This is a genomic window from Thalassobacillus devorans MSP14, assembly GCF_000496835.1.
Lineage (GTDB): Bacteria > Bacillota > Bacilli > Bacillales > Halobacillaceae > Thalassobacillus > Thalassobacillus devorans_B.
In genome coordinates this window covers 1250776-1268284 of record NZ_KI543236.1, presented here as the reverse complement: position 1 = coordinate 1268284, position 17509 = coordinate 1250776, and the positions used below count along the sequence as shown (strand labels likewise).

At 41.6% G+C, this 17509-nt stretch carries 14 protein-coding genes and 2 pseudogenes; 13 read left to right on the top strand and 3 right to left on the bottom strand.

What is annotated here, in order from left to right:
• Nucleotides 1-98 precede the first annotated feature (98 nt).
• Nucleotides 99-3743: a dynamin family protein gene (locus P855_RS0107280; RefSeq protein WP_028782951.1), complete on the top strand. Its 3645-nt coding sequence runs from the start codon at nucleotides 99-101 to the stop codon at nucleotides 3741-3743.
• A 43-nt stretch (nucleotides 3744-3786) separates the two neighbouring features.
• Here P855_RS0107280 and P855_RS0107275 read toward each other — a convergent pair whose 3' ends face one another.
• Nucleotides 3787-4545, bottom strand: a complete 759-nt coding sequence (locus tag P855_RS0107275; protein WP_028782950.1) for a SurA N-terminal domain-containing protein — start codon at nucleotides 4543-4545, stop codon at nucleotides 3787-3789.
• Nucleotides 4546-4697: 152 nt separating this feature from the next.
• Here P855_RS0107275 and P855_RS0107270 point away from each other — a divergent pair, with 152 nt between their 5' ends.
• From P855_RS0107270 to P855_RS0107250, 5 genes are all read left to right on the top strand, one after another.
• Nucleotides 4698-5225 (top strand): superoxide dismutase family protein, encoded by a 528-nt coding sequence (locus tag P855_RS0107270; protein ID WP_028782949.1) that lies wholly within the window; start codon nucleotides 4698-4700, stop codon nucleotides 5223-5225.
• Nucleotides 5226-5484: 259 nt separating this feature from the next.
• Nucleotides 5485-5685, top strand: a complete 201-nt coding sequence (cspD, locus tag P855_RS0107265) for a cold-shock protein CspD (protein ID WP_028782948.1) — start codon at nucleotides 5485-5487, stop codon at nucleotides 5683-5685.
• 94 nt (nucleotides 5686-5779) lie between these two features.
• On the top strand, nucleotides 5780-5983 hold the full coding sequence (locus P855_RS0107260; protein ID WP_028782947.1) for a cold-shock protein: 204 nt from the start codon (nucleotides 5780-5782) through the stop codon (nucleotides 5981-5983).
• Between the two features lie 256 nt (nucleotides 5984-6239).
• Complete coding sequence (locus tag P855_RS0107255) at nucleotides 6240-7856, top strand: ABC-F family ATP-binding cassette domain-containing protein (protein WP_028782946.1); 1617 nt, start codon at nucleotides 6240-6242, stop codon at nucleotides 7854-7856.
• Between the two features lie 203 nt (nucleotides 7857-8059).
• Nucleotides 8060-8809: a 3D domain-containing protein gene (locus tag P855_RS0107250; RefSeq protein ID WP_028782945.1), complete on the top strand. Its 750-nt coding sequence runs from the start codon at nucleotides 8060-8062 to the stop codon at nucleotides 8807-8809.
• Between the two features lie 140 nt (nucleotides 8810-8949).
• On the opposite strand, the pseudogene P855_RS22755 reads toward P855_RS0107250, so the two are convergent.
• Together P855_RS22755 and P855_RS20650 are read right to left on the bottom strand one after the other, a co-directional pair.
• Nucleotides 8950-9120, bottom strand: a pseudogene (locus tag P855_RS22755) (IS5/IS1182 family transposase); the annotation flags it as partial.
• A 1-nt stretch (nucleotide 9121) separates the two neighbouring features.
• Nucleotides 9122-9334: pseudogene (locus tag P855_RS20650) on the bottom strand (IS5/IS1182 family transposase); the annotation flags it as partial.
• A 449-nt stretch (nucleotides 9335-9783) separates the two neighbouring features.
• Between P855_RS20650 and P855_RS0107240 the strand changes: the two are divergent.
• The 7 genes from P855_RS0107240 (at nucleotide 9784) to P855_RS0107210 (ending at nucleotide 17436) form a co-directional block, all read left to right on the top strand.
• Nucleotides 9784-11523 (top strand): carbon starvation protein A, encoded by a 1740-nt coding sequence (locus tag P855_RS0107240; RefSeq protein ID WP_028782944.1) that lies wholly within the window; start codon nucleotides 9784-9786, stop codon nucleotides 11521-11523.
• Between the two features lie 144 nt (nucleotides 11524-11667).
• Nucleotides 11668-11961 carry a hypothetical protein gene (locus P855_RS0107235; protein WP_028782943.1) on the top strand — a complete coding sequence of 98 codons (294 nt, stop codon included), beginning with the start codon at nucleotides 11668-11670 and terminating at the stop codon, nucleotides 11959-11961.
• A gap of 11 nt (nucleotides 11962-11972) precedes the next feature.
• Nucleotides 11973-12239 (top strand): cory-CC-star protein, encoded by a 267-nt coding sequence (locus P855_RS0107230; protein WP_028782942.1) that lies wholly within the window; start codon nucleotides 11973-11975, stop codon nucleotides 12237-12239.
• Between the two features lie 26 nt (nucleotides 12240-12265).
• Nucleotides 12266-13222, top strand: a complete 957-nt coding sequence (locus P855_RS0107225) for an ArsA family ATPase (protein ID WP_028782941.1) — start codon at nucleotides 12266-12268, stop codon at nucleotides 13220-13222.
• Nucleotides 13219-14214, top strand: a complete 996-nt coding sequence (locus P855_RS0107220; RefSeq protein WP_028782940.1) for a zinc-binding dehydrogenase — start codon at nucleotides 13219-13221, stop codon at nucleotides 14212-14214. Before P855_RS0107225 ends, P855_RS0107220 begins: the two co-directional genes overlap by 4 nt.
• 177 nt (nucleotides 14215-14391) lie before the next feature.
• Nucleotides 14392-16377 carry a S9 family peptidase gene (locus P855_RS0107215; protein WP_028782939.1) on the top strand — a complete coding sequence of 662 codons (1986 nt, stop codon included), beginning with the start codon at nucleotides 14392-14394 and terminating at the stop codon, nucleotides 16375-16377.
• Between the two features lie 285 nt (nucleotides 16378-16662).
• Nucleotides 16663-17436, top strand: coding sequence for a TerC family protein (locus P855_RS0107210; protein WP_037985701.1), 774 nt, complete (start codon nucleotides 16663-16665; stop codon nucleotides 17434-17436).
• Nucleotides 17437-17509: the final 73 nt, after the last annotated feature.

Genomic DNA, 17509 nt, shown 5'->3' with positions numbered 1-17509 from the left:
ACACTATTCATCGAGCGTTGCTCCTGCTACAATATATAACAAGAATAACGACAATAAATTATTACAGAGTATCTGCCGGATATAAAGGAGTCCCAGCTATGAATGTAACTACGAAAGACAGTCAACTTACAAAAGAAGCACTACGATTAAGTGGTTTATATCATGAATTAAATCGCCAAGGTAAAGATAAGCACGCAGAAAAGGTATTGGATTTGATCAGTAAATGGGAGAAGAAACAGTTGGTTATCGGTTTTGCCGGTCATTTTTCGGCTGGAAAATCGACGATGATCAATACGTTGTTGGAAGATGACATTCTCCCTTCCAGCCCAATACCGACCAGTGCCAATGTTGTCAAACTTCAGTCAGGCGATGATTATACGCGGGTTTTTTACCGGGAGGAAAACCCGGTCCATTATCGAGGAAAGCCTGAAATGGAAACGATCCAGTCACTTTGTAAAGATGGGGACGAAATCGTCTCATTAGAAATCAGTCAGCGTGATACAAACCTTCCGGAGCATGTCACCCTGATCGATACTCCAGGGGTCGATTCCACCAATGATGCGGACAGGATCATTACGGAATCTTCTCTCCATTTGATGGATTATATGTACTATGTCATGGATTATAATCATGTGCAATCAGAAGTGAACCTCTCCTTTTTACAGGAAATGCAAAAAAACAGGCTTCCTTTTTCTGTCATCATCAATCAGGTTGACAAACATCAGGATGAAGAATTATCATTTCTGGACTTCAAAGCCAGTGTCAATAAAGCGCTTCAGGACTGGAATTTGAGCCCGGATAACATATTCTATACATCCTTGATGAAGCAGGACTTAGTGATAAATGAGCTTCCCCAGTTAAAAATACACCTTGAAGATATCTACCAGCTGGAAGAGAGAGAAAGGGCGGAAAGCATTTTCCGTAACGCTTCCTTGATCATCGAAGAAAGCGTCGATCAGCTGGCTGAGGAGAATGATGAGGAAGAAGCTGAGTTGATCGATAACATCGAAGCATTAAAGACAGCTATGGATAATCAGAATAACAGTGAAGACCCGGAAGCGGAACTCCGGGAGTTATCGACAAGGGAAGAAAAAGCAGAATCTTTTTATCAGGAACGGGTGCTTTCCCTTTTTAAAAATGCTTATTTGATGCCGACAACATTAAGGGAAGATGCGGAGCGGTATTTAGAAGCGATGCAGCCAGGTTTCAAGGTTGGTTTAATGTTTACGAAGAAAAAGACAGAAGAAGAACGCGACCAAAGAAAACAGGATTTTTATACGCATCTGATGAAAGTAGTAGAAAAAAACTTGAAGTGGCCGTTACGGGACAGATTGTTGGAAGTCGTAGAAGCTTATCCTGTCGCTCATTCTCAAGTGACAGATCATATACAGAATATGGATATCCACTATTCAGAGCAGCGATTGGAAGACCTGATTGAACCAGGGGCAAAAGTGACAGGTCAGTATGTTTTAGTTTATACCGATAAAGTTGCTGAGGATATCAAGCGTGTCTATAAGACTTATGTCAAGGAGTTATGGGAAACCATTAAAAAAGGAATCAATGAGGAATCAAATGCAAAAATGGCATCCTTCGAGGATGAGCGTCAATTGCTCGAAAAAATACAGCACTATCGTGAGGCGATCGAGAACTTAGAAAAAGAGATTGAAAATCATCGTACACAGTTATGGACTGCTTTCCAAAGTGAATCGCTGGACGGAGAGCATCTGCAACATATCCAGGAAATGCTGACAGAGCGGGAGGCTGGCGTTGAAGAAAAAGAAACCTTCCTGGCAGGCTATCAACAAAAAAAAGCTCCTGAACAGGAAGAAGTTGAACTTCAGGCGCAGGATGAGGGACAACCGGCAACTATTGATAAGGATGCAACCCTCAAAACGATTGCACAGGTCGTGGAAACGATCGAGGATACTCCAGGTTTTCAAGAATTAGCAGCACAGTTGACAGAAAAGGGAAAACGCCTGAAGGATCAGGAGTTCACGGTCGCTTTATTCGGTGCTTTTAGTGCTGGTAAGTCTTCGTTCGCTAATGCGCTGATTAAAGAAAAGCTGTTACCGGTATCACCAAATCCTACGACAGCGACGATCAATAAGATTGCTCCGCCAAATGAGCACCATCCTCATGGAAGCATTTCAGTCAAAATGAAAACAGAATCGCAAATGGTAGAAGACCTGCAAGCTTTTGCAAGTATTCTCGGGATAGAAGAAAACCGGCTGCCGGCTTTGGTGAATGAATTGGCTGCTCTGGAAGAAAAGGACTTTCAACCATTAGAGCATAAACAGCGATCTTTTGTATATGCGGTATTAGAAGGATACGCGGCAGCTGAGAATAAAATCGGTGAGCAGTTGACTATCGGCTTAGATGAATTTCCAGGTTATGTAGCAGATGAAAAGAAATCCTGTTTCGTGGAATGGATGCAAGTGCATTATGACTGCCCTTTGACTCAAAAAGGTATAACACTGGTGGATACACCTGGAGCGGACTCCGTCAACGCGAGACATACAGATGTAGCTTTTGAGTATATCCGAAATGCAGATGCAATATTATTCATCACTTATTATAATCATCCTTTTTCTAAAGCGGATGAAAGCTTTTTGACTCAGCTGGGAAGAGTGAAAGATGCCTTCAGTATGGATAAGATGTTTTTCCTTATTAACGCAGCTGACCTGGCTCAATCAGAAGAGGAACTCGATAGTGTACTCACTTATATGGAGGAGCAGTTGTTACGTTTTCAAATACGGAAACCTCAATTATTTCCTATCTCCAGTCTCTACGCTTTAAGAGGGGATGACGAGAAGGATAACCTCACAGGAAAGGCAAGAGAAGGTTTTTCGAATTTTGAAGAGCGTTTCTATGCCTTTATTGACAGGGATCTGCCTGAAGTGCTGATTCGTTCGATCGAACATGATTTCAACCGTGCAAAAAGCAGGATGGATACGATCATTGCGGATGCGAGCCTTGATCAATCTGCCCGCATGCAGAAGATAGAAGTGAATAACCAGGATAAGGAAGAAATGCTCGAAGTCCTTAGCAGCTTCAGTTATGCACCATATCACACAAGGATAGCGCAAAAAATAGAAAAACAAGTCTATTATATTCATCAGCGCATGCTGTTGAACTTCAATGATTACTTCAAGCATCACTTTAATCCAGCTACGATAAAAGGAAGCGGGAAAGAAGCGAAACTGCAATTGGAAATGGCTGCAGAATCATTGTTCCAGGAAGTCAGTTATGAACTGAACCAGGAACTTCGTGCTGTGTCATTGAGAATAGAAGGATTTTTAAATGATTCATTGATACAATTAAACCAGGATTTGCAACGTCGTTTCCAGGAGATCAGAAAAAGCTTTGAACTGAGTGAACCGGAAACTCAGGAGTTACAACATCCTGCCTTCAATTTCATAGTCCACCTTGATAGCAATGAAACGAACAGGATATTGCAAAGCTTCAAAGGGACGAAGAAATTCTTCGAACAGAATGAAAAAGAGCAGATGAAAGAAGCTTTCAAAGCGGCGGTTGATCCTGTTATCAAGGGGCAATTGGACGAGGCAGAACAGGAAGTGAATGGCCTCTATCTGCCTCAGTGGGATGAAATCGTTACAGCACTTAAACAAGATAAGAACAGTGAAATTGGTGATTACTATGACGGGTTGAACTACAACCTCGAGCATCCACTGGATATCGAAGCCTTAAGAATTAAACTAAAACAACTTAATAAACTCCATTAATCACAAAAAAGACGCCTGGTAAAGCCTCAGGCGTCTTTTGTAATTAAATATTGATTTTTACTTTACTGTCCGCACGCAGTTTTTCTACCAGTTTGGAAATTTGTTCCTGTTCTTTCGATTTCTTTAATTGCTGTTCTACTTGTGGTTTAACGTCTTCATATTTCGGAATCTCTTGTTCTTTACCTGTTTGTTCTGCCTGTTGTTCCATTTGCTTGACCATTTTATCATATTCAGCTTTCAGTTCTTTTTCGGTCACTTCTGCTTGCTCTGTATTTTCTTCTACATATTTCTCAACTTGAAGGCTTTCTCTGATTCTCGGTTTCAATTCTTCTTTAGAAGACATGTTGTTCATTTTTAAGAATTCCTGCATTTGTTCTTCAGATTTTATTTGTTTCTCTATTTCATTGTACTTTTTTTCGACTTTTTTATCGTCCACTTTAATTCCGGATTTTTTTGCATATTGTACGAGAAGCTCTGAATCTACCAAAGAATTGACAATGCTCTTTTGCAGTTGTTCTTTATTTTGATCCACATTCATACCCATTTGTTCATATTGTTTTTTCATTGCCTTGTATTGTTGGGTGAATCTGTCTTTTGAAATTTCTTCACCATTGACGACGGCTACTGGGTCTGGAATATCGCTGCTGCTTTCTTCGGCATTTTTCTCTTGTTTTTCCTCTGTTTGACCTTCTTTACCTTCCTGGCTTTCGCCCTGGCCGGATTCTTTGTCTCCGCCGCTGCAGGCAGCGAGTCCAAGAACCAATACGATCCCGAACATGATCGTCAGTAACTTTTTATTCATTTTATCTCTCCTTTGGTGGACATGATGAAGCATAAGAGGAGTGTAGCATAGCCCTATAAGCTTGTAAACACAGAAGCTAAGCAGTCAGATACATATTTTGGTATTCCAGCGAATAGGCTGATAAAAGGAAATAGAGGAGGGATGGTTTCCATATGTATTACTATCAATTTCCTTATTACACCTATTATTACCCTATTCCTTATCGTCAGCAGCAGCCAGGCAAGCGCGCCCATGCTAAACTTGAAGGTGGGTCGTTAGCGGAAAAACTGAAAGGTGATGTTAATTTTTACGAATTACCTTATGGTGTAGAGGTGTTTGTTCAAGTCCAAGGACTCCCGAAATACCAGACAGGTGGAAATGGAAAAAAACAAATCGGTCCACATGGCTTTCATATTCATGAAAAAGGGTCTTGTGAAGCAGGTGATCCGAAAAATCCTTTTCAAGCGGCAGGCGGCCATTGGAATCCGGACAATCAGCCGCATGGCAACCATGCCGGAGATTTCCCGGTCTTGTTTTCTAATGATGGTTTTGCCCAGATGATGTTCTTTACTAACCGTTTTAAATTAGACGATATCCTGAATAAAACAGTGATCATCCATGAAGGTCCGGATGATTATCAGACTCAGCCTGCCGGGGATGCTGGTAAGCGGCTAGCATGCGGTATTATAAAACCGATGTGATTTTTTTGAATAAAAAGGAAACCTATTGCATAGACTGTAAGAAGCGGGGGTGATTTGGGCTGTCATCTTGACTTATCAAGGAGATTATAGTAATATAAATATATAATTTTATCACTTTAAAAAAAGAAAGTAACTGGCGTATGAATAACAAAATCACCTATTATAAAGAGTGATCGATGATTCATCTGATACTTTTTATAATATGTGATTTTTTATGAAGTCCATATTAATTTTTATGAAACATTGGAGGACCAAAAGAATGAAAAATGGTACAGTAAAATGGTTTAACGCAGAAAAAGGCTTCGGTTTTATCGAAGTTCAAGGTGAAGACGACGTATTCGTACACTTCAGTGCAATCGAAGGCGAAGGCTTCAAGACACTTGAAGAAGGCCAGGCAGTTGAATTCGAAATCACTGAAGGCAACCGTGGACCACAAGCTGCAAATGTAGTTAAACTATAATAGTAGCACAAACATATGACAGGAAAGGGACTGGCTTTAAGAAAGTCAGTCTCTTTTACATAGGTTCCCATTTTTCAAAGGAGGTAGGCATACGATGGCATTCGGAAAAAAGAATCAAGAGGAAATCATTAAGGAAGAAACTAAGATTTGGGTGTGTGACTCAGAGGACTGTAATTGTTGGATGAGGGATAATTTTAAAATGGAAGAAACACCGACTTGTCCGATATGCAAAAGTGATATGAGCATCTCTACGAAGGTTCTTCAAGTGGTAGATAATAACAGTATTTATTATAAATAAATTACGACAGGCCACGCTAAGAGTGAAGTGTGGCCTGTTTTGTACTTTAAGAACGTTTAACCTTGTTAAAGGATTAAAGTATAACAAAAACTAAGGCTTTCGCCATAAGGACTTGCGACAAGCCATGTTTTTCTAATGAGGCAGAATGGGCGGATGAGACAGATAAGAAGGATAATTACTGGTGGAAATATATCATCTTGAGCATAACAATGATATAATTCTTCTGGTATGAATTTTGAAATATGGAGGATTATGTATGATCAATGTACACAATGTCAGTCTTCGATTCGGTGACCAGAAGCTATTTGAAGACGTAAATATAAAGTTCACCCCTGGTAACTGTTACGGGCTGATCGGAGCCAATGGTGCCGGGAAATCAACATTCTTAAAGATCTTAAGCGGGGAAATCGAAGCACAGACCGGGGATGTTTCGATGAAACCGGGGCAGCGTATGGCTGTTTTGAAACAGAACCATTTCGAGTACGATGAGTATGAGGTTTTACAGGTAGTGATTATGGGGCACGCACGTCTCTATGAAGTGATGGAAGAAAAAAATGCTATCTATATGAAACCTGATTTCTCTGATGAAGATGGCATCAAGGCTGCTGAGCTTGAAGGCGAATTTGCCGAAATGAACGGGTGGGAAGCAGAATCTGACGCTGCCCGGTTATTGAAAGGATTAGGAATCGGAGAAGAATTACATGGAAAACTATTGAAAGATCTCAGTGGTTCTGAAAAAGTAAAAGTATTATTGGCTCAAGCATTGTTCGGTAATCCGGATGTTTTACTTTTAGACGAGCCGACTAACCACTTGGACATCAAAGCGATCCAATGGCTCGAAGACTTCTTAATCAATTTCGAGAATACCGTCATTGTCGTATCCCACGACCGTCACTTCCTGAACAACGTCTGTACCCATATTGCGGACTTGGACTTCGGTAAGATCCAGGTTTATGTCGGGAATTATGATTTTTGGTATGAATCCAGCCAGCTGGCACAAAAAATGGCTGCCGAACAAAACAAGAAAAAAGAAGAGAAGATCAATGAATTGAAGGAGTTCATCGCCAGATTCAGCGCCAATGCTTCGAAATCCAAACAGGCGACTTCCAGAAAAAAGCTGCTTGAGAAAATTACACTGGATGATATCCAGCCATCATCCCGAAAATATCCTTATATTGCATTCAATGCTGACAGAGAAATCGGGAATGATCTATTAGTGGTGGACGGAATATCCAAGACAATTGATGGGGAGAAAGTGTTGAATAATGTCAGTTTTACCTTGACTAAAGATGACAAGGTCGCGTTTGTTGGTGAGAATGAAATCGCTAAGACGACATTATTCCAGATATTATCCGGTGAAATGGAACCGGATGAAGGCACCTATAAATGGGGAATTACGACTTCTCAAAGCTATTTTCCAAAAGATAACTCTAAATACTTTGAAGGATGCGATTTGACACTGGTCGAGTGGCTGCGTCAATATTCCCGGGAAGACGAAACGGAAACCTTCCTAAGAGGGTTCCTTGGACGGATGTTATTCTCAGGAGAGGAAGCTTTGAAGAAAGCAAGTGTTCTTTCCGGGGGAGAAAAGGTAAGGTGTATGCTTTCTAAGATGATGCTGAGCGGGGCTAATGTATTGATTCTGGATGAACCGACCAACCACTTGGATCTGGAATCCATTACGGCTTTGAATAATGGGCTGATCAAGTTTAAAGGGTCGATCTTATTTTCTTCCCATGACCATCAGTTCATCGAAACGATAGCAAATCGTATCATTGAATTGACACCGAATGGAATTGTAGACGAAGAGATGAGCTATGATGAATATATCCAGGATCCGAAAGTAGAACAAAAATTAAAAGCTTTACTATAATTGAATATTGAATTTGAATAATAGTGTTATTGCAATGTTGCGATAACACTATTATTTTGTATTATTTTCCATTGTAATCTTATTGATATATTAATGTTATTACTGAAATATAATTGTTACTGTTTTGTTCTTCACATTTTTCCCTCATATGTTAAATTAGGTTTTGTAAGCAAATTAATCCAATTTTCTAAGGAGGTTTTCCTGTGAAGAAAACAGTAGTATCATTAGCAGCCGTAACCACAATCTCTGGTGGTCTAGCAGTACAGGCACAGGCACACGATGGGGAATATGTGGTGAACAAAGGCGACACGCTTTGGGGAATCTCCCAAGAGTATAACGTGACCGTAAATTCATTGAAAGATTGGAACAACCTTGACTCCAATCTCATCTATCCAAATGATAAATTGACAGTTTCTAATAATGGAGCTACTCCGGCCGTTTCAAGTGCCGATTACTATACTGTTAAATCCGGTGACACACTTTGGGGCATTTCTCAGGATCATGGCGTATCTGTCAACGAACTGAAAGAGTGGAACCAACTATCCACCACTACCATTTATCCTGGCGATCAACTTAGCTTAAAAGGTGCTGTTGAACAGACAAGCAACACAGAAGCAAAAGAAACCACAACAGAGACAGAGCAAGCTTCAAATTCAGTTGAAGGACAAACTATCAATGTCAGCGCTACTGCTTATACAGCTAATTGCACAGGCTGCTCTGGTGTAACGGCAACAGGCATCGACCTTAATGCTAATCCTGACAAAAAGGTCATCGCTGTCGATCCGGATGTCATTCCACTAGGTTCTGAAGTATATGTAGAAGGTTATGGACGAGCTGTAGCCGGAGATATCGGCGGAGCTATCCAAGGAAATAAGATTGATGTATTCATTCCAAATCGTTCTGATGCTCTTGCATGGGGCGTCCAAAACGTAGAAGTGACAATCTTAGATTAATAGATTAAAAAAGCTGCCTCCAACGAGAGGCCGCTGAAGAACTGAATATCTTTGAAAATTAGAATTTAAAAAAGCGTTTTGTATGGAAAGTAATTTCCACACAGAACGCTTTTTGTTTAATTACAAAAGGTTTGCACTGTCTATTCCTTCATTAGTTTAACGATTCGCTTCACATTAGCTGTGAAAATCGCCATCGCACCTTGCATGCGCATGCCTTCGAGGCCCGATGATGAGGCTACCTCATATCCGTGTCTATGCTTCAATTCACTATTCTTCGCTTCAATCTTATATCGTATCTTCGCCTTTTCTTGTATAGATGGTTTTTAGAAGGAGGTATTTGAACATACAAATGGGATGAACTGCGTTCTGCCCATTGTCATGACAGTATTTATCCTTTAGTTCGTCATAAACGAAGGAAAAGTCTATAAGCTCATTGATTTCCCGAAGAAGATGATCCTTAGGGACCACCATATCGTAGAGTCCTTCGTACTGGCTTAAATTCATGGATAATTGACGTTCTAACATCGAACCCCTCACTTTTATGTATTACTTTCATTGTACAAGAAAAAAGAGTGACTTTCTTTTAGAAATCAAAGAAAATCATTCTTTTTCGTTTACCCTCAGTTGATTCCACGATGAGCGTTCGGTGGTGACGCCTGCGGGAACAGCGCGAGCCGAAGATCCACTTGGCCAAGTTAGCTGAGGTCGTGCCCGCGGCAAGCATCCACCGACAAGCGATTCGTGAGAATCAACAACAAACGTTGCCAGCCCCTTTAGGTTATAAAGGACTTTTTCAGTGGCCTCTCCAACGAGGCGGCTTTTTTAGTGGGAAAATAATGGTTTGGTACAATGAAAGGAATTTTTAGACAAGTCAGTCAACTTTATTGATAGATAGAAACCTCTCATAGTATAATTAGATTGCATGTAAGCGAATACACAGATTGCTTACTGTACGAAAATGGAGGAGGGGTTATATGAGTGGTATTTGGTTAGCGCTTATCGGCGGTCTTGTTTTCTTTCTCGGATATAGATATTATTCCAAGTTCATCGCCGAAAAGATTTACCGGTTGGATCCGAATTACACAACACCTGCCCATCAGTATAAAGATGGCGTAGATTTCGTACCGACCAACAAATTCGTTTTATGGGGGCATCACTTTACATCCGTCGCCGGAGCTGCACCGATTGTCGGTCCGGCTATTGCCGTTTACTGGGGCTGGCTCCCGGCAATATTATGGGTGCTTCTTGGTACTGTTTTTGCTGCCGGTGTCCATGACTTTGGAACGTTAGTGTTATCGGTCAGAAATAAAGGGCAGTCCGTAGGTACATTAGCCAGCAAGCTTATCGGCCAGAGGGCGAAAGTGTTGTTCTTATTCATCATCCTGTTGTTAGTTCTTATGGTTAATGCGGTATTTGCATGGGTTATTGCGAACTTATTCATTTCCTTCCCGGCAAGTGTGTTATCTGTGTTCATCCAGATTCCTTTAGCTATCTGGATCGGCTACAGTGTATACAAAAGGAAAAAAAGCATGCTTCTGCCTTCCATAGTAGCTTTAGGAGTCATGTATCTGGCGGCAATCGTTTCCAGTTACGTTCCGGCATTACAGATCGACCTGGTGAAATATTTCGGAGGAGAAGGTGCCACAGCTTTATTTGGCATGAGTGCCACTTCTGCAGCATTTTTGGTTTGGATCATCGTGTTGATGGTATACGTCTACATCGCATCGACCCTGCCAGTATGGAAGCTGCTTCAACCACGTGATTATATCAACTCTCATCAGTTGATCGTCGGTTTAGGCATTCTTTATTTAGGATTATTATTTACCAATCCGGAAATCACTGCACCGGTTACGAACCCTCAGGCCAATGATGTATCCTGGTTCCCGTTACTGTTCATCACGATTGCATGTGGTGCAATTTCAGGGTTCCACGGGTTAGTTTCCTCCGGTACATCATCTAAACAGTTGAATAAAGAAACGGATGCCCGTTTCGTAGGATATTTAGGTTCTGTCGGTGAAGGTGCGCTGGCTTTGATTGCTATTATCGCTGTCGTTACATTTTTCCCGACAGCAGGAGAATTCACAGCTACGTATAGTGGTTTCACTGCAGCGAGCGGTGCAGGACTGGGAGTCTTTATCCAGGGTGCTGCCCAGTTGGCAACAGGATTAGGGATTCCGGCTTCAGTTGCTGCTACTATCGTATCTGTTATCGTTGTCAGCTTCGCTGCGACAACACTTGACTCTTCTGTACGATTGATGCGTTATATTATTGCTGAACTTGGTATGGAATATAATGTCAAGCCTATTACAAAAACGCATGTGGCTACAACTATTGCTGTAGTATCCAGTGCAGCACTGACATTGATTCCACAAGGGCCAAAAGGGTTCGGTTCCGGGGGTTATCTGTTATGGCCATTATTCGGTACTTCGAACCAGTTACTTGCAGGAATCAGTTTATTGCTGGTTTCCATCTGGCTGAAGCGTAATGGCAGGAACTATCTTCCGACGATCATTCCAATGGCTTTCGTCATGTTTATGACTTTATGGGCGATGATCTCCCAGGTGTTTACACAATGGGCGCCATGGACAGAAACCAGTGACTGGATGTTATTCAGCTTTGGTGCGATCATCCTCATATTCACCTTCTGGATTCTGATCACCGCTTTCTCTGCAATAGCCATGAATAAAAATGATAGTATCGAGAGAAGTGCTTAGTAAACCGAAAAGCCGCGCTGTAAATAGTGCGGCTTTTCTCTTTCAAAGGAGGTGCAGGGAATGGTTGATATTATAATTATCCGGGCTGAAAAAGAAATCGGGATGGGATGATGTGGTGGAATAAGTGATGACGGGCTCATCACCATGTCTGAAGAATTCAAACATCATGATAAGGATCGGAAAGATATGGGGGAAATCTATCGCCAGACCTTGATAGATTATGGAGATAAAGTAGATATCAGTTTTTTAGATCCAAGAAACCTGCTTTCGATAGCTGCTTATTTCATCAAACATATAAAAGCAGGCAATATCACCTCCTGGGAGGGCTTCACCCATTTTTTCCTTCATATCAAATTCAATGCCGTATTCATCAATGGCCGATACCTTAAGGATTTTAACAATTATGATAAACTGATTAAAGAAATACTATATACCTAGGAGGCGGCAATATGACGGATAAAAAGTTTTCGCTGAAACGTCTCTTCGAACTTTATGATGAAGTTTTAAGTCTACCGCACAAAAATGAAGTAGCCAGGGAACTGCGTGACGAAGATGACTTATTTTTATTACTGGTCTATTCAGATATGCTGGGCATACCGAATCCTGCCTTTTATTATACACTGGAGCTTTATCCTTATATTATAGAAAAGTTTCATGACTGGCACCTTAGGATGGGGATGGAAAAATCTCCTTTGGACGGAATTCGCTGCTGTTAAATATGGAGTGAAGGGGTTTTTGGCTAATGAGTAATCTACATGATAAAAAAATTCTGTTTGTGGGCGGGAAAGGAGGGGTGGGTAAGTCAACGACCTCTGCGGCTTTTGCCCTTGCGCTGGCTGACTCGGGACATAGCACATTGATTGTCTCCACTGACCCTGCTCACAACTTAGGGGATATCTTCCATAAAAAAGTGAAACACGAAAAAACGAAACTTGGTGAAAATCTCTGGGGGATCGAAGTTGATCCGGAACGGGAGTCGAAACGTTATATCGAAGGGGTGAAGGATAACTTACAGGGGATTGTCAAATCGAGAATGGTAGAAGAAGTCCACCGTCAAATCGATATGGCCAGTGCTTCTCCCGGTGCGGATGAAGCTGCTTTATTTGACCGGCTGATTTCTATCATTCTTGAGGAATCAGGTGATTTTGACAAAATCATTTTCGATACAGCACCTACCGGACATACGATTCGTCTCTTGACACTACCTGAATTAATGAGTGTCTGGATTGACGGCATGCTGGAACGGAGACAGAAAATCAACGATAATTATACACAGTTGTTGAATGACGGCGAGCCGGTTGAAGACCCAATCTATGAAATTTTACAGAAAAGGAAGAATAAATTCGCTGCCGTTCGGGAAATCATTTTGGACGGCAGCCAAACAGGGTTCCTGTTTGTCCTGAATCCGGAACGGCTTCCGATTCTGGAAACCGAACAGGCTATCAGGCAGTTGGATAAATATCACCTGCATGTCAGGACACTTGTAGTCAATAAGGTACTGCCTGAACATGCTGATGGTACATTTTTAGCCAAGCGGAGAAAACAGGAAAGTAATTATCTTCAACAAATCGAAAAGACTTTTCCAAAGCAGAAACTGATTAAAGTGCCTTTATTTGAAGAGGACGTTTCGGATATGGAAAAACTACAGGTATTCGCAGACTATATACAACAAAATCTCAAGGAGGAATCGGAAATATGAAAGCGATCGTACATGAAGGAAAAGAGGGTCTGAATGGTTTATCCTATCGCGATATTTATGAACTGGAGACCACTCCTGGCAATGTAAAAGTAAAGCTGAAAGCAGCTGGCATGAACCGCAGGGATATTGCTGTAACTTCCCGCCATAAGCCGGATCAGCCGGCACTGGTGTTAGGCTCTGACGGTGCTGGAGTGATAACGGAAGTTGGAGCTGGTGTGACCAATGTCAAAACGGGCGATGAAGTTGTTATCAATCCCGGGTTAGGCTGGAAAGAAAACAGCGATGCACCGCCGCAAGGATTTGAAATCATGGGATTTCCGGATCATGGAACTTTTGGTGAATATGTGGTTGTACCAGGCGACCATGTAGAAGCTAAACCGGCACATTTATCCTGGGAAGAAGCAGGTGTTTTACCACTTGCTGCGCTGACTGCCTATCGTGTAATTTTCACAAGGGGAAAAGTGAAAAAGGGAGATACCGTACTGCTTCCAGGTATCGGGAGCGGAGTACTTACTTTTGCCTTGAAATTCGCTAAAGCTCTGGGAGCACGTGTCATCGTGACTTCAAGAAGCGAAGAAAAATTAGAAGCAGCCAAGAAGCTGGGAGCAGATCGTGCAATCAACACCCAGTCTGATTGGAACAATGAATTACAGGATGAACAAATTGATCTTGTAGTTGAAAGCATCGGTCGGGCTACCTTCAATAAATCTCTTGGTGTCGTCCGTAAGGGTGGTACGATCGTTACCTTTGGTGCCACTACCGAAGATGAGGTGGAAATCGATATCCGCAAATTCTTCTATGGGCAGTACAACCTGCTCGGCTCTACCATGGGCAGCGCGGAAGAATTCAAGGAAATGCTGGAATTCATCACTGCCAATGATATTAAACCTGAGCTTGATCGTGTATTCAAGCTTTCTCAATATAAGGAAGCATTCGAGTATCTAAGAGATACCAAAAACTTTGGAAAGATTGGTTTCACAGTAGAAGGATAACCCTTTTTCCCCGTGGTATTGTTTTACTAACAACCACGGGGTTTTTTATTGTCGAAGATTGTAATAATATGAAAGAAAACCACGAATATGCCAATAAAACGAAATAAATTGTAATAATAAGAAGGAAGAATAATTCCAAATATAGAAATTAAACACGATGTCTAAAGGAGGAGTACTATGTCTGAAGATAAAAGACCTGTCACCAAAGATGATATTTTCAACATTCAATCGGTCACCAATCCTAAATGGTCGCCCGACGGGAAAGGGGTTGTATTCGTAAAAACCCATATCAATAAAGAGGAAGATAAATACATATCTAATTTGTATCATTTTGATAAAACGACAGCAGAGATTAACCAATGGACTTATGGAGAAGATAAAAACTATCAGCCGAAATGGTCCCCTGATGGTAAACTGGTGGCGTTTTTATCTACCAGGGAGGAAAAAAGCCAGCTTTACGTGCTTTCTTTATATGGAGGAGAAGCAAAGCAAATTACCACTTGTCCGAACGGTGTCAGTGATTTTGAGTGGTCTCCGGATGGTAAGCGGATTGCATTTCAGGCTTCTTTGAGTACAGAGGAATCTTTTGATGAACAAAAGAAGGAAGACAAAGGGGATGATAAGAAAGAAAAAGTAAGAGTAATTACAAAGATGAAATATAAAGCGGATGGTGTGGGGTTTGTTGAAGACCAGGAGCAGCAAATCGGTATCGTTGATATAACCAGTGGAGAAATGACACAGTTGACAGAGAACGGACATAGCTATGGATTGCTAACCTGGTCACCAGACGGCAAGACACTGGTTTTTTCCGGAGATGAAGCGGAGAACAAAGATTTCTCATTCAGTGCCGATTTGTTTTTATATGATGTGGAAGGTAAGGAGCGTACAACGGTTGAGACAGAGAAGGGTTATATTTCTGATGCAAAGTGGTCTCCGGATGGCAGCAAACTTGCCTTCATCTTCCATGGCCTGGTTTATAAGAATGCCTCTCATCCTGATTTATATATTCTTGATCGGGAGAGTGGAGAAACAACTAATGTGACCAGTCAATTGGACCTTCCTGTAGGTGACTTTACCGCAGGGGATATACAGCAGGGGGCACAGATTCCAGGTATCGTCTGGCTGGATGATGAATCCTTCTATTTTCCTGTCAGTGAATATGGAAATGTAGTGTTATACAAAGGGAATACGTGGGGGAAGCTGAAGCGGGTTTGGAATGAAAAGCATCATGTCTATGGATTTGATGTAAATGGGAAAACAGGAGAAGTAGCTGCGGTGGTTTCCACTACGACGAACCCAGGGGAACTTTATTTATTTGATGTGGGCCAGCAGGCAAGTAGAAAAGTGACGGATTTTAATGGAGAATGGCTTCGTAGTACAAAACTTTCCGAACCGGAGGAATTTATATTCAGAAGTGTAGAGAGCTGGGATGTCCACGGATGGATGATGAAACCGGTCGATTTCGTTGAAGGTGAAAAATATCCATTGATATATCAGGTCCATGGCGGTCCTCATGCAATGTATGGCAATACGTTCTTCCATGAAATGCAATTGCTTGCTGCTCAAGGCTATGTTGTAGCTTATGTCAACCCGCGTGGTTCGCATGGCTATCATCAGGAATTCGTTAATGCCGTGCGGGGCGATTATGGCGGCAACGACTATGTAGATGTGATGAATGGTCTCGACTATTTACTCGAGGCGTATGAGTTCATAGATGAGGAGCGGCTTGGATTGACTGGCGGAAGTTATGGAGGGTTTATGACCAACTGGATCGTGGGTCACACGGATCGCTTCAAAGCGGCTGTGACACAGCGTTGTATTTCCAATTGGATCAGTTTTTACGGGGTCAGCGACATTGGTTATTATTTCAGTGAGTGGCAGATACAAGCGGATCTTCATAACTTCGAAAAACTGTGGAAGCATTCACCATTGGCATATGTGGATAATATGGTAACTCCGTTATTGCTTATTCATAGTGAAAATGATTTGCGTTGTCCGATTGAACAATCGGAGCAGCTTTTCATCGCTTTGAAGCGTAAGGAGAAGGATACGGAATTTGTACGTATACCAGATGCCGATCACAACTTATCACGGACAGGCAAACCTTCGCTTCGTCTGGAGCGGTTGCAGCATCTGATGAGATGGTTTGAAGAAAAGCTATAATGTATTCTAGAGGCCGGGAAGCTATCCCGGTCTTTTTTAATGGGGCAAAACTTCCGGACAGCAGTTGCTTTTTGTATAAATGGATAGAAACCATATTAATTCTCTTTTTAGAAGGACTTTTTTCGGTGCGTACTGATGGACTTCCACTGGAAAGCTTTTTTAGTCATATGCTAGCCAAATTATGACCGAGATAACAATGGCTGGAAGAACTGGTGCTTTTCTGTTTATACATTTCCGATAAAGGGTACAAAAGGGAAGATATCGATACGCAAGGAGGCGATTATTATGGGGATATGGCTGGAATTCGGCTGGACAATTCTTGTCATCATCGGTCTGGAAGGCCTGCTGTCAGCCGATAATGCCCTTGTGATGGGGGTTTTAGTTAAAGATCTGCCTGAAAAAAAACGGAAAAAAGCGCTCTTTTATGGAATCCTGGGTGCCTATATCTTCCGTTTCGCTGCACTTTTTGCTATTTCATTTGTTGTGAATATCTGGCAGATACAGGCTATTGGTGCCGCATACCTTATCTATTTAGGCATAAAGCATATGATTAAAAACAGTAAAGAAGATGACGATAGTAAAGAGAATAATAAAATCAATGAAAACCAGAGCTTATGGAAGGTTATTCTGAAAGTTGAATTGACCGATATTGCTTTCGCCATCGACTCGATACTGGCAGCCGTTGCGATTGCCGTTTCATTGCCTGACACACCATTTCCAAAGTTCGGCGGAATGGATGCAGCCAAATTCGCCGTCGTCTTCATCGGTATGGCAATTGGTTTGGCATTCATCCGAATAGCTGCAACTTACGTGGTAAAATATATGAAAAAGTATCCGACAATTGAAAAAGCAGCTTTCATTATTGTTGCCTGGGTTGGTGTGAAGCTTGCAATCCACACTCTGGAGAATAAAAATGTCACACTTGGACTGATCCACGAAGGATTCACGCACAGTCTATGGTGGAAAGTAATATTTTGGGGCGTGATGATCATGATAATTGTTATCGCGGCAATTATTGCTAAACGGAAGAACACTGCTTCAAACCAGTCAGAAGCCTGATAGTGATAGATAGCTCAGGCAAGCGGTTGGCTGATTGCTTATAAGCTATATATCATTTCAGATGAATTTTTAT

What these genes read in the sequence shown, in the direction of transcription:
- P855_RS0107280 (WP_028782951.1), top strand. Translation starts at nt 99, where the DNA reads ATGAATGTAACTACGAAAGACAGTCAACTTACAAAAGAAGCACTACGA.
- P855_RS0107275 (WP_028782950.1), bottom strand. Translation starts at nt 4,545, where the DNA reads ATGAATAAAAAGTTACTGACGATCATGTTCGGGATCGTATTGGTTCTT.
- P855_RS0107270 (WP_028782949.1), top strand. Translation starts at nt 4,698, where the DNA reads ATGTATTACTATCAATTTCCTTATTACACCTATTATTACCCTATTCCT.
- cspD (WP_028782948.1), top strand. Translation starts at nt 5,485, where the DNA reads ATGAAAAATGGTACAGTAAAATGGTTTAACGCAGAAAAAGGCTTCGGT.
- P855_RS0107260 (WP_028782947.1), top strand. Translation starts at nt 5,780, where the DNA reads ATGGCATTCGGAAAAAAGAATCAAGAGGAAATCATTAAGGAAGAAACT.
- P855_RS0107255 (WP_028782946.1), top strand. Translation starts at nt 6,240, where the DNA reads ATGATCAATGTACACAATGTCAGTCTTCGATTCGGTGACCAGAAGCTA.
- P855_RS0107240 (WP_028782944.1), top strand. Translation starts at nt 9,784, where the DNA reads ATGAGTGGTATTTGGTTAGCGCTTATCGGCGGTCTTGTTTTCTTTCTC.
- P855_RS0107235 (WP_028782943.1), top strand. Translation starts at nt 11,668, where the DNA reads ATGTCTGAAGAATTCAAACATCATGATAAGGATCGGAAAGATATGGGG.
- P855_RS0107230 (WP_028782942.1), top strand. Translation starts at nt 11,973, where the DNA reads ATGACGGATAAAAAGTTTTCGCTGAAACGTCTCTTCGAACTTTATGAT.
- P855_RS0107225 (WP_028782941.1), top strand. Translation starts at nt 12,266, where the DNA reads ATGAGTAATCTACATGATAAAAAAATTCTGTTTGTGGGCGGGAAAGGA.
- P855_RS0107220 (WP_028782940.1), top strand. Translation starts at nt 13,219, where the DNA reads ATGAAAGCGATCGTACATGAAGGAAAAGAGGGTCTGAATGGTTTATCC.
- P855_RS0107215 (WP_028782939.1), top strand. Translation starts at nt 14,392, where the DNA reads ATGTCTGAAGATAAAAGACCTGTCACCAAAGATGATATTTTCAACATT.
- P855_RS0107210 (WP_037985701.1), top strand. Translation starts at nt 16,663, where the DNA reads ATGGGGATATGGCTGGAATTCGGCTGGACAATTCTTGTCATCATCGGT.